Annotated in this window: 10 protein-coding genes; 6 read left to right on the top strand and 4 right to left on the bottom strand. The window is 59.6% G+C overall.

Annotation, left to right across the window (positions count from 1 at the left end):
* Positions 1 to 71: 71 nt before the first annotated feature.
* Positions 72 to 2,939, bottom strand: coding sequence for a GGDEF domain-containing phosphodiesterase (locus tag BK658_RS23500; protein WP_123584397.1), 2,868 nt, complete (start codon positions 2,937 to 2,939; stop codon positions 72 to 74).
* A gap of 261 nt (positions 2,940 to 3,200) precedes the next feature.
* Between BK658_RS23500 and uvrD the strand changes: the two genes are divergently transcribed.
* The 4 genes from uvrD to BK658_RS23480 all read left to right on the top strand — a co-directional run bounded on the left by uvrD (position 3,201) and on the right by BK658_RS23480 (position 7,592).
* The gene (uvrD, locus tag BK658_RS23495; protein ID WP_123584396.1) at positions 3,201 to 5,384 is read left to right on the top strand and encodes a DNA helicase II; all 2,184 of its coding nucleotides are present in this window, start codon (positions 3,201 to 3,203) and stop codon (positions 5,382 to 5,384) included.
* 172 nt (positions 5,385 to 5,556) lie between these two features.
* A complete protein-coding gene (locus BK658_RS23490) occupies positions 5,557 to 5,997 on the top strand; it encodes an EamA family transporter (RefSeq protein WP_123584395.1) in 441 nt (146 codons plus the stop codon).
* 178 nt (positions 5,998 to 6,175) lie between these two features.
* Positions 6,176 to 7,048, top strand: coding sequence for a Tim44 domain-containing protein (locus BK658_RS23485; protein WP_123584394.1), 873 nt, complete (start codon positions 6,176 to 6,178; stop codon positions 7,046 to 7,048).
* A gap of 136 nt (positions 7,049 to 7,184) precedes the next feature.
* Entirely contained in the window at positions 7,185 to 7,592 is a 408-nt protein-coding gene (locus tag BK658_RS23480) for an SMI1/KNR4 family protein (RefSeq protein WP_019694340.1), read from the top strand.
* A gap of 21 nt (positions 7,593 to 7,613) precedes the next feature.
* On the opposite strand, the gene BK658_RS23475 is transcribed toward BK658_RS23480, so the two are convergent.
* Positions 7,614 to 9,377, bottom strand: a complete 1,764-nt coding sequence (locus BK658_RS23475; protein ID WP_123584393.1) for a cation:proton antiporter — start codon at positions 9,375 to 9,377, stop codon at positions 7,614 to 7,616.
* A gap of 258 nt (positions 9,378 to 9,635) precedes the next feature.
* Here BK658_RS23475 and BK658_RS23470 point away from each other — a divergent pair, with 258 nt between their 5' ends.
* On the top strand, positions 9,636 to 10,118 hold the full coding sequence (locus BK658_RS23470) for an acyl-CoA thioesterase (RefSeq protein WP_019694342.1): 483 nt from the start codon (positions 9,636 to 9,638) through the stop codon (positions 10,116 to 10,118).
* A gap of 65 nt (positions 10,119 to 10,183) precedes the next feature.
* On the opposite strand, the gene pdxY is transcribed toward BK658_RS23470, so the two are convergent.
* On the bottom strand, positions 10,184 to 11,056 hold the full coding sequence (gene pdxY / locus BK658_RS23465) for a pyridoxal kinase PdxY (RefSeq protein WP_123584392.1): 873 nt from the start codon (positions 11,054 to 11,056) through the stop codon (positions 10,184 to 10,186).
* 295 nt (positions 11,057 to 11,351) lie between these two features.
* Between pdxY and BK658_RS23460 the strand changes: the two genes are divergently transcribed.
* Positions 11,352 to 11,750 carry a DUF3301 domain-containing protein gene (locus BK658_RS23460; protein WP_103314819.1) on the top strand — a complete coding sequence of 133 codons (399 nt, stop codon included), beginning with the start codon at positions 11,352 to 11,354 and terminating at the stop codon, positions 11,748 to 11,750.
* Positions 11,751 to 11,763: 13 nt separating this feature from the next.
* Here BK658_RS23460 and BK658_RS23455 read toward each other — a convergent pair whose 3' ends face one another.
* Positions 11,764 to 12,735: a CobW family GTP-binding protein gene (locus BK658_RS23455; protein WP_123584391.1), complete on the bottom strand. Its 972-nt coding sequence runs from the start codon at positions 12,733 to 12,735 to the stop codon at positions 11,764 to 11,766.
* Positions 12,736 to 12,740: the final 5 nt, after the last annotated feature.

Raw genomic sequence — 12,740 nt, 5'->3', positions numbered from 1 at the left:
ATCCCCAGGTCTTTTCCTGCCAGGCTAATCACATTAACTGGCAGGCGTTTTCATACGTAAAAAATAAAAACTCATTCTGGGGGCTCCCCTCTTAACAAGCTTGCAAGCTTGAACGCCTCCACCGGACGGCTGATGAGGTAACCCTGCACTTCATCGCAGGACTCAGCCTCAAGGAATGCCAACTGCTCCGCGGTTTCTACGCCTTCTGCCACCACTTTCAGCGAAAGCCCATGCGCCATGGCAATGATTGCCCGGGTGATCGCCGCGTCTTCCCCGCCCTCACCCAGCCCACGGATAAACGCCTGATCGATCTTCACGTAGTCCACGGGAATGCGCTTGAGGTAGCTCAGCGACGAATACCCCGTGCCAAAGTCGTCGATCGCCAGTTTCACGCCAAGGTCGCGCAACTGCTGGAAGGTCACGATGATGTGTTCGACGTTGTCCAGCAATTGGCTTTCCGTCAGTTCCAGTTCGAGGTAATGCGGCGCCAGACCGGTTTCTTCAAGCACCTGGCGCACCAGGCTGACCAGCTTGCCCTGACGCAGCTGGTGGACCGACAGATTGACCGAAACCCGAATCGGCTCCATCCCCTGACGCTGCCACTCGCACGCTTGCCAGCAGGCTTGGCGCAACACGAACTCGCCAATGGGTCCGATCAACCCGACTTCCTCCGCCAACCCGATAAAATCCCCCGGGGGCACCCGCCCCATGGTCGGATGATCCCAGCGCACCAACGCTTCGGCGGCGTTCAAGCGACCAGTCGCGAGGCAAAGTTTCGGTTGGTAAAACACTTTCAGCTGCTTTTCTTCGATGGCCTTGCGCAGTTGGTTCTCGAGTTGCAAGCGCTCGAGGGTGCTGGCCTGCAGGCTGTCGGTGTAGAAACGGAAATTGTTCCCACCCAGATGCTTGGCATGTTGCATGGCCATGTTTGACTGGCTGACCAACGCGGAAATTTCCCGCGCGTTGTCCGGCAACATGCTGATGCCCATCGACGCACTGACCACCAGCTCATGCCCTTCAACGGTCAGCGGCAAGCGCAGCTTGGTCGACAATCGGGTGGCGACCCGCGCCAGGCTCGACAGGTTGCCATAAGCGTCGAACAGCACCGCGAACTCGTCGCCGGACAAGCGCGCAATGGTGTCCGCCTCCGGCAGCGCATTGACCAGACGCCGAGCGATTTTCTGCAGCATCTGATCGGCGACTTCATGGCCGAGGCTGTCGTTGAGCAATTTGAAGCGGTCCAGATTGATGTGCAGCAGCGCCAGGCTCCGGCCGCCCTGGCGCACCCGTTGATGAGCTTCATGCAGGCGCTCGCGGAACAATGAGCGGTTGGCCAGCCCGGTCAGTTCGTCGTAGTGGGTCAGGTAGCGCATGCGCTCTTCAGATTCGCGCCGGGCTGACAGATCGGCGAAAAAGCCCACGATATGACTGACATTCCCTCGAGTATCGCGCACCACATTCAGTTGCAGCCATTGCGGATAGAGCTCGCCGTTTTTGCGCGCCTCCACCAACTCGCCCTGCCAACTGCCCTGCTGTTCCAGCGCCTGATGGATCGCCGAGTAGTGCCGCCGCGCGTCACGACTGCACGGCAACTCGACCACATTGCGCCCCAGCAAATCTTCAATCTGATACCCGGTGACCCGGCTGAACGCCTGATTGACCGCGATCAAGGCGTAATCCGGGTCGAAAATCACAATACCTTCGCTGGCGGCTTCAAACACTGTCGCCGCCAGTTGCCGCTGCTCTTCAAGCCCTTTGCTGACGCTGATGTCACGCCGGGTGCCGACCATCCGGATCACCCGACCATTGGCACCCCGCTCCACTGCCCGACCGCGGTCTTCGATCCAGACCCAGTGGCCATCGCCGTGGCGCACGCGGTATTCGATCTGATAATCCTCGGTGCGGCCCTTCAAATGCTCGACCAGCGCCCGCCGCAGCGGCGGCAAATCCTGCGGGTGCAGCCGCGGCTTCAAGTGACTGAGCATCGCCGTGACAAATTCCGGCTCAATGCCGAACAACTCCTTGAGTTGGGTGTGATGCACCTCATCGGTTTGCAGGTTCCAGTCCCAGAGACCCAACTCACTGGCCTTCAACGCCAGCGCCAGCCGCGCTTCGCTTTTGCTCAGGGCCTGGTTGGCGATGTCCAGTTCGCGGCTACGCTGGGCCACCCTGCTTTCGAGACCGACTTGAGCTTCGCGCAGCTCTTCTTCGGCGTGGCGACGCTGTTCGATTTCCCGCGCCAACTCCTGATTGAGCTGCTCGCTACGACTCTGCGCCTGCTGCAAGTGCTCGATCAGTGCCTGATTCTGGAAACGCCGCATCAACCCGTGCTGGATCAGCCGGTTGACCTGCCACGCGACCACACTCAGGGAACCCAACAGAATCAGCCCGAGCCAGCCCCAGCCCTGCTGCTGTTCATCGCCGCCCCAGAACAAATAACCGATCGCCGGTAACAGACACGGCAAGGTGAACGACAGGAAGGCCGGCAGGCTCACCGCATAAGCGACACTGGCCGAGAGGGTCGCCGCGCCGATCAGGCCGAATACCCAGGCTTGTTGCAGGAAGCTGTCGGTGGGCACCAGGGCAATACCGGCACCGGCCAGGGTCAGACCGGTCATGGCCGAACCCAGCAGAAACATTCGACGCCAGACTGGCTGCGCCTGACGACTGGGCATCGCCGAGTCGAAGGCTGCGACCTGAATCACCCGCAACGCCACCAGCGACAGTAACCAGATCAGCCAGATGCTCACCAGGAAGTAGCGCTGCGGGCTCCAGAGCAACCCGGCGCAAACCAGACCATTGATCAACATGAACAGCGTGGGCAGCAACGAGCCCTGATACAGCAGACGCGTGCGCTCGACCGCCATCTCCATGGCGTACTGTTTGCGGATAACCCGCGGCTCCACAGAAGGGCCCGACAGGCTGGGGCTGAGGGTCATAGGCAGTATTCTTGTTCTTATAAGGGTGAGCGTGATGAGCCCGAAATGTCGACGGAGCATACACAAGCAATGGCCCGGACCAAACTGCTCCAGATCATAAAATCGACAAAACAAATGGCCCGTTGCCAGCGCTCAAAACCGCAGAAGCGCGGCCCTTCAAGGCTTGCAACGAATGACTGACCGGTCGTCCCCTGCGCTTCTTTCATCGGTTAATGCAAAGCTCGGTTTGCCCGGTGTGGCGCGGCACCCTAGAATGCCCTGATGCGCGATGACCTCTCCCTTCTGCTGAACTCCCTCAACGATGCCCAACGCCAGGCCGTAGCTGCCTCCGTGGGTCGTCAGTTGGTCCTGGCCGGTGCTGGTTCCGGTAAAACCCGTGTGCTGGTGCACCGTATCGCCTGGTTGATCCAGGTCGAGAACGCCTCGCCACACTCGATCCTGTCGGTGACGTTCACCAACAAGGCCGCTGCCGAGATGCGCCATCGCATCGAGCAGCTGATGGGTATCAACCCGGCCGGCATGTGGGTCGGCACCTTCCACGGCCTGGCGCACCGCTTGCTGCGGGCGCACTGGCAGGAAGCCGGCCTGAGCCAGACCTTCCAGATCCTCGACAGTGACGATCAGCAGAGGCTGGTCAAGCGGGTGATCCGCGAGCTGGGACTGGACGAGCAACGCTGGCCGGCCCGTCAGGCCCAGTGGTTCATCAACGGGCAGAAAGACGAAGGTCTGCGCCCGCAACATATTCAAGCCAGTGGCGATCTGTTCCTGGCCACCATGCGCAGCATCTATGAAGCCTATGAGGCCGCGTGCTTGCGCGCAGGCGTCATCGACTTCTCCGAGCTGCTGCTGCGCGCCCTCGACCTGTGGCGTGACCATCCGGGCCTGCTGGCGCATTATCAGAAGCGTTTCCGTCATGTGCTGGTGGACGAATTCCAGGACACCAACGCCGTGCAGTACGCCTGGTTGCGTCTGCTGGCCAAGGGCGGCGACAGCCTGATGGTGGTTGGCGATGACGATCAGTCGATCTACGGCTGGCGCGGCGCGAAAATCGAGAACATTCACCAGTATTCGGCCGACTTCCCGGACGCGGAAGTCATTCGACTGGAACAGAACTACCGCTCCACCGCCGGGATCCTCAAGGCCGCCAACGCCTTGATCGCCAACAACACCGGGCGTCTGGGCAAAGAGCTGTGGACCGACGGCGGCGAAGGCGAAGCGATCAACCTGTACGCCGCGTTCAACGAACATGACGAAGCACGCTACGTGGTGGAAACCATCGAAAGTGCGCTGAAAACCGGCATGGCCCGCAGCGATATCGCGATTTTGTACCGCTCCAACGCCCAATCGCGGGTTTTGGAAGAAGCGCTACTGCGTGAACGCATTCCGTACCGCATCTATGGCGGCCAGCGCTTCTTCGAGCGGGCCGAAATCAAGAACGCCATGGCTTACCTGCGTTTGCTCGAAGGTCGTGGCAACGATGCGGCGCTGGAACGGGTGATCAACGTTCCGGCCCGTGGCATTGGCGAAAAGACCGTCGAAGCGATCCGTGATCACGCTCGTCACAGCGATGTGTCGATGTGGGAAGCCATGCGCCAGCTGGTGGCCAATAAAGGCCTCACCGGTCGCGCAGCCAGCGCCCTGGGTGCGTTCATCGAGTTGATCGAGCACCTGGCGACCACAACCGCCGAAATGCCGCTGCACCTGATGACCCAGACCGTCATCGAGCAGTCCGGCCTGATTGCCTATCACCAAGCGGAAAAAGGTGAGAAAGGTCAGGCGCGGGTAGAAAACCTTGAGGAACTGGTCAGCGCGGCGCGTAACTTTGAAAGCGCCGAAGAAGACGAAGACCTGACGCCGCTGGCCGCGTTCCTCGGCCACGCATCGCTGGAGGCCGGCGACACCCAGGCCGACGAGCACGAAGACAGCATTCAGCTGATGACCTTGCACAGCGCCAAAGGCCTGGAATTCCCTTACGTGTTCCTGGTGGGCATGGAAGAAGGCCTGTTCCCGCACAAGATGAGCCTGGAAGAGCCCGGCCGCCTTGAAGAGGAACGCCGCCTGGCCTACGTCGGCATTACCCGGGCCATGCAAAACCTGGTGATGACCTACGCCGAAACCCGACGCCTGTACGGCAGCGAAACCTACAACAAGGTTTCACGCTTCGTACGCGAAGTACCTAAAGGCCTGATTCAGGAAGTGCGGCTGTCCAACAGCGTCAGCCGTCCATTCGGTGGCGGCCAGAAGCAAAGTTCGAGCAGCATGTTCGCCGGCACGGAAATCCCGGAAACCGCGTTCAGCCTCGGTCAGCAAGTGCAACACGCGGTCTTCGGCGAAGGGGTGATCCTCAACTTCGAAGGCGCCGGCGCGCAGGCCCGGGTGCAAGTGAACTTCAGTGAAGGCAGCAAGTGGCTGATGCTCGGCTACGCCAAGCTCGAAGCCATCTAACGGCTATCTGCTGATAGCTTTCTGTGGGAGCGAGCCTGCTCGCGATGAACGATGACGCGGTGCTCCGATACTCCGCGGTGCCGCCATCGCGAGCAGGCTCGCTCCCACAGTGTCTTGCGCTGCAGCCAACTGCAGGCTCCCACAGGTTGATCTGATAGAAGGCATAATAAACATGGGCTCAGGCTTTTTTTCTTCCTGGACATTCTGGGCCTTGCTATCGGCGGCATTCGCTGCGCTGACCGCGATTTTCGCCAAGGTCGGCATCGAAAACGTCAACTCCGACTTCGCTACGCTGCTGCGCACGATCGTGGTACTGGTCAGCCTGGCCTTGATTTTGTACGCAACGGGCCAATATCAGTCATTAGGATCGATATCCGCCAAGAGCTACCTGTTCCTGCTACTGTCCGGCCTGGCAACCGGTGCCTCGTGGATTTGCTACTTCCGTGCGCTGAAACTCGGGCCAGCCTCGCTGGTAGCACCCGTCGACAAACTCAGTGTGGTGCTGGTGGCCGTGTTGGGCGTAGTGTTATTGGGTGAGCGGCTCGACCTGCGTCAATGGGGCGCAATTGGTCTGATCACAGCGGGCGTGGTGATGTTGGCATTGCGACGTTAAACAACACTCCTTCTCTATCAATCCACTTGTCCTACAGACAAATGTACAAGCGCCTCCTTGTATCGACGGAGCTGAACGCAGCCTGTCAGGCAAAAGCCCGAAACACTCTGCCGCTAGCCAGTGTCACTTCACCTGTGCAACATGGCGCGCGTGCCATCCACAAATGGGAATTCCCTTTATGAAACGTTTTCTTAGCATCGCCCTGGCGCTGTGCATCGGCCTGACGATGAGCCTCGACGCCAACGCCAAGCGCTTCGGTGGCGGCAAAAGCGTAGGCGCTGCGCCTACCCACCAGACCAGCCAAATGGCGCCGTCCTCGCCTGGCATGGGTTCTGCTGCCGCGACCGCCGGTGCTGCGGGTGCCGCAGGCGCTGCCGCCAAAGCTGGCGGTGCTTCGCGCTGGCTCGGCCCTCTGGCCGGTATCGCTGCCGGCGGCCTGCTGGCCTCCATGTTCATGGGCGGCGGCTTCCAGGGCATGCAGATTTTCGACATCCTGATCATGGCGGTCATCGGGTTCGTGATCTTCCGCTTTATCGCCGCTCGTCGCCGCAAGCAACAAGAGCATATGGCCCCTGCGGGCGCCCCAATGCAGCGTGAAGTGTACGAACAGAAGCCGGCCATGGGTTCGATTTTCGGTGGTTCGGCTGCCCCTGCTGCCGCTCGTCCGGTGATCAACGCTCCGGCCTGGTTCAACGAAGAGCGCTTCGTTGAAGCCGCACGCAACCACTTCCAGTCCCTGCAACAGCACTGGGACGCCAACGAAATGGACAAGATCGCCGAGTTCGTGACCCCGCAAATGCTGGAGTTCCTCAAGCGTGAACGTGCCGATCTGGGTGATGGCTTCCAGTCCACCTATATCGACAACCTCCACGTTCAACTGGACGGCGTGGATGATCGCGCAGACAAGACCATCGCCACCCTGACCTTCACGGGCGTGTCGAAAAACTCGCGTTTCGACCAGGGCGAAGTGTTCAGCGAAAGCTGGAACATGGAACGTCCGCAAGGCGAAAACCAGCCTTGGCTGGTGGCGGGTATCCGTCAGAACGGCTAATACCGCTCTCGATTCGCATGCAGTAATAAAAACCCCGGCCTAGTCCGGGGTTTTCTATTTCGCAGTTGCATCTATAGCGAGCTACTGTATAAACCGCCCCAACCAAACCGCGCCATTGAGCAAGAGGATCCCGGACGTGGAAGAAATCATCGAACAACTGCGAGAAGCCAACGAACCGGTACCGGTGCCCTTGGAGCTGCCTGACGAAGACCTGCTGGTGGAAATCGAAGAACAACTGTTCATCGATATCCCGTTCGTCTTCAGAGAATTCCTGCTGACCGTCAGCGACGTCGTGTACGGCAGCCTGGAGCCGGTGACTGTCACCGACCCGCAATCGCACACCTACCTGCCGGACGTTGCCGCCAACGCCTGGGATGCCGGTGTTGATCGCAGCATGATTCCGATCTGCCAGGACGGCGACAACTACTACCTGGTCGAAGAAGACGGCACCGTGGTGCTGTGGCTGGCCGAAGAAGAGCTGTTGGCCGAAGAAACCTGGGAATCGGTGTGGCACTGGGCGCGGGACGTCTGGCTGGAAAGCTGATCTGCCTGACGCTCTGCGGGGTCAATGCCCGGACGAATCCTTGTGGTTGTCCAGGGTTTCCAGCAAGGCGACCTGCATCCGCGTGTGCACGCGGATGAACCAGCGCCAGAGCAGGGCCGCCACCGCGGCGGTCACAACGGCAATCAGTACCAGCAACTTGTTGGTCGGCAAGATACTGGCCGACAAGGCTGCCAGCAGCAGAAAAATCACCAGCAGCGACAGAATCGGGATCACTTCGGCGATCACCCGACGCACTCGCTGCGTGTGGCGGCCCGCCATCTCCGGTTTCACGCCCATTTCCGCCAGCAACATCGAGAGCGCCTTCAGCTTGCGATAGGCGGCAATCAGGAATGGCAGCGACAGCAACAACGCCCCGCCCCAGATCAACGCCTTCTGCCAGCTCGGATCATTGATCCAGGCATGCAGGTAGTTGGAAATCCGTTCGGCAAAAAAACTGCCCGAGAAGAAGATTGCCATCACCAGCGCCAGATTGACCCCGACCTGCAACAGAATCCGCCGAATCATCGACGCCAGCTGTGCACCCTCGCCCTGCGGCTGAATGCTGCGCAGCCACTCCCCATACATCCCCAACACGCGGCCCAAACGCTGCGGGATAACTGCAGCCAGCTTCAACGAAAGCGGATCGGCAGCACGGATCAGGTACGGCGTCAGTAAGGTGGTGATGGCCGAAACAGCGACCGCCACCGGATAAAGGAAATCGCTGGTGACCTGCAAGGTCATGCCCAGCGCCGCGATGATGAAAGAGAACTCGCCAATCTGCGACAGGCCCATGCCGACTCGCAGCGAGGTGCGTCCGTCATTGCCGGCGATAAACGCCCCGAGACCACAGGAGAGTATCTTGCCGAGTACCACCGCGATGGTAATCACCGCAATGGGCCAGGCGTACTGAAGAAGAATCTGCGGATCGATCATCAGACCGATCGCAACGAAGAAGATGGCGCTGAACATGTCGCGAACCGGCTCGATCAGGCGTTCAATTTTCACCAGTTGCCGAGATTCTGCCATGATCGCACCGATCAGAAACGCCCCGAGCACCATGCTGTATTCAAGCTTGACCACCAGCAGGCAAAAGCCAAAACACAGGCCAAGCACGGTGATCAGCAGCATTTCGTTGCTGTCGAACTTCGCCACATAGGCCAGTACCCGCGGCACCAGCAGGATGCCGACCACCAGTGCGACGATCATGAACAGCGAGAGTTTGCCGACCGTGGAAAACACTTCGCCGGAGCTCACGGTGCCGCTGACGGCGATACTCGAGAGCAAGGCAATGATGCCGATGCCGAGGATGTCTTCGACGATCAATACACCAAAGATCAGTTGGGCAAAGCGTTGGTTCTTCATCTTCAGGTCGTTGAGTGCCTTGACGATGATGGTGGTCGAGGAAATCGCCAGGATCGCGCCCAGGAACAGCGAATCCATGGTGCTCCAGTCAAACCAGCGACCGATTTCGTAGCCGATCCAGATCATCAGTACGATTTCCAGGAACGCCGCGATAAACGCCGTGGCACCGACCTTGAGCAGCTTGCGTAGGCTGAACTCCAGGCCGAGGCAGAACATCAGGAAAATCACCCCGAGTTCGGCAAGGGTCTTGATGGTTTGCTCGTCGTGGATCAACCCGAATGGCGGGGTGTGCGGGCCAATGATGAAACCGGCGACGATGTAGCCCAGGACAACCGGCTGTTTGAGTCGATGAAAAACAATGGTCACCACACCCGCAACCAGCATGATCACTGCCAGGTCCTGAATAAAACTGATGGCATGCATGGCGAGGGCTCCTTGGCTGCTGGGTGTGCTGACGTCGTTGGCGATTACCAGATCGGATGAAAGGGCCCTTGAGGTGGGCTTTTGAAGGGTAACACCGCGACTTCGGGCGCAAAGGCGGTGCAATATATAGAAACAGATCGATTAGGGCGTGACGGCCATCATCGGCGTGGCGTCCCGTTAACGGTGGTTTTGAAAAACCAGCCAGGCACCCACAGAGGTGCACCCGCAATCCCAGCCTTGAACCGTGAGTAGTGTGCTATGGAACCCGGAAACGCCCAGCTGTCGATGACGGTATTGATGACCCCCGACATGGCCAACTTCTCTGGCAATGTCCACGGCGGCACCCTGCTCAAATACCTCGACGAAGTCGCCTACGCCTGCGCCAGCCGTTATGCCGGGCGCTACGTGGTAACCCTGTCGGTGGATCAGGTGATCTTTCGCGAACCGATCCATGTCGGTGAGCTGGTGACCTTTTTGGCGTCGGTCAACTACACCGGTAATACCTCGATGGAGGTGGGCATCAAGGTGGTGACCGAGAACATCCGCGAGCGCTCGGTACGTCACACCAATAGCTGCTTCTTCACCATGGTCGCGGTCGACGATCAGCGTAAGCCGGCCGCTGTCCCACCGTTGCAACCGCAGAACAGCGAAGATAAACGCCGATACGCCCAAGCCAAACAGCGTCGGCAGATTCGTCAGGAACTGGATCAGCGTTATCGCGAAATCAAGGCTGACGCCTGATACCGCGCCGATCGCAGCCTCTGTAGAAACTACTGCAGGCTGCGATCTTTTCTGCCGCGACGACGTTACAAACTGATCGCTGTCGCCTCGAACTTCACCCGAGGATGGGCAATACGGTCCTGGGCCCGCACCAGTTCCAGCTCATAGCTTGCGCTGGCCTGGGTTTCCAGCAGCACTTCATGCACTGCGGACGCGGCGAATTCAAAGGCCGCGACCAGGCTGTCCCCCAACAACACCCGCGCCAGGAACAGACCCGACGTCAGGTCGCCCACGCCCACTGGCTGACGTGGAAACGCCAGCAATGGACGACGTAGATGCCAACTGCCTTCGGCCGTCACCAGCAACATCTCGAAGCTGTCCGGCAACTTGCCGGGATAGTCCAGATGCTTGACCAGCACCGCCTTCGGGCCACGCGCCAGCAGTGCGCGAGCCATCGCCAGGCAATCGAACAATGACTGTGGCTTGCGACCGGAGAAACTGTCCAGCTCCAACTGATTCGGGCACATGAAATCCGCCACCGCCGCCGCTTCATCCAGCAGGAAGTCGCTGACTTCAGCCGGTACGATGCAGCCTTTCTCCGCATGCCCCATCACCGGGTCGCACAGGTACAAGGCGCTGGGGTTGGTCGCCTTGATTCGTGCCACGCCGCTGAGGATCGCTCGCCCTTGAGCAGCACTGCCCAAATAACCGGACAGTACAGCGTCGCAATTGCCCAGCTCGCCAATGGCCGCGATTCCCTCTACCAGCTCGGGAATCTGCTGCGGCGCCAGCACCTCACCGGCCCACTGGCCGTATTGAGTGTGGTTGGAAAACTGCACGGTATTCAGCGGCCAGACGTTCACCCCGACCCGCTGCATCGGGAAAACCGCGGCGCTGTTGCCGGCGTGACCGAAAACCACGTGGGACTGGATGGCGAGCAGATGAGGAGTACGTTTCATGCGGGATATCCGTAAAACGATTGAAATTCGAGCCGCGCAGTATGCGACTAAAAAGGCTGTGTGAAAACGTAGCGAGCGAAGGCAAGACAAGGCAAAAACAGGCGAGGAACGGCTGGGGTCGCACCCGACTTTACGGGTTGTAAATGAGCATTCCGAGCCTGTTTTTAACGCAGTATTGCTAGCGTAGAGCCGAAGGCTCTCAGCACGCAGTAGTTTTCACACAGCCTTTAAACGGAGCCTGTACGACAGACCAGAGACACAGTTAAGCTGACACTAATTCATTGGAGCACTGTTCATGCTGACCCTTGGAAATATCTTTGTGCTGATGCTGCTGGCGACCGGTGCCGCCTGGCTGTGGCACAACCATGGCTTGCGCGAGCGGGCCCTGGAACGGGTCAAGCGGCATTGCGCCAAACTCGACATCGAATTGCTCGACGGCAATGTGGCGTTGAAAAAAATCGGCTTCGTGAAAGACGCCAACGGACGGCGACGTCTGGCCCGCGTGTATAACTTTGAGTTCACCGTGACCGGCGAAACGCGTCACATGGGCACCATTACCCAATTCGGTGCCCATAGTGCGCAGATCGAATTGGCACCGTACCCGGTCCCGCTCGAGGAAAAACCTGTGCTGCCCAGCGCCGAGGTGATCGAGCTGAGTCAATGGCGCCAGGACCACAACAAGTTGCGTCACTGAGCCCTGAACCGCGTTAAGTCAGCTTCACCCGGCAACTCGCAAGTGTCCTCTGTAGTGATTCGGCAGCCTGCGGCTTATCGAAAATAAGCTCTATGCGCGAGTCCTGATGCCATTCACTGGGTTGCCAGTGCAGCACGGCGTTCTCCAGCGAGTTGGCCGACACCCAACCCTCGGCGCTGTGGATAACCAGCTTGGCCCGGCGCCAGTCCAACGCCGCCAGGCAAGCCTGGACCCGAGAAAGTTCGAACGACTGACTCGGGTGCCAACGCCAACCAATGCTCCAGCCACCTTCCTGCTGCTGACTCAGGCAAATCGGCTGTGTCGGATCAGTCCAGACAGCCGGCATTTGCGCCAGACCTTTAGGCACTTTTAAGTTATCCACACCCTCGACCGCTCGACTGTGCATGCCCGGCAAGTCACTCAATGCCAGAGCGCCCTGCTGCGTCCAATACAGCGGGCATTCCGGTAACTGCGCGGTGATGCGCTGGCGATCTTCATCGTTCAGATGCTCGGCCTTGTTCAACAGCAACAGACCCGCGCTTGGTAGCGCTTGCTGTTGCGCTTCTGGCAGTGGTTTTCCAGCGGCCAATGCTTGAGCGTCGAGCACCAGAACGCTTGGCTGAATCGCCAGAACGCCCTGCCACGGCGCTTCGCTTAATTGCTTGAGCAATTGCGCCGGGTGTCCCAGCCCCGAGGGTTCGATAAACAAGCGGTCAGGCCGTGATTTGCGCAGCAACCGCCCGAGGCCAATCTGAAACGGCGCACCATTCACGCAACATAAACAGCCGCCAGCCACTTCTCCCAGTGCGATACCATCGGCGCTTGTGGTCAGCAGTGCGGCGTCGAGACCGATCTGGCCGAACTCGTTGATCAGCACCGCCCAGCGCTCGTTCGCCGGCCGCTGCGTCAGCAGATGCTTGATCAGGCTAGTCTTGCCGGCACCTAACGGTCCGGCGATGACGTGAGTAGGAATGTTCTGCAACATGTTCG

It is taken from the genome of Pseudomonas brassicacearum, from assembly GCF_003732175.1.
GTDB classification, from domain to species: Bacteria; Pseudomonadota; Gammaproteobacteria; order Pseudomonadales; family Pseudomonadaceae; genus Aquipseudomonas; species Aquipseudomonas brassicacearum_G.
Note: the sequence above shows the minus strand (reverse complement) of the source record. Positions and strands in the feature narration are given on the sequence as shown.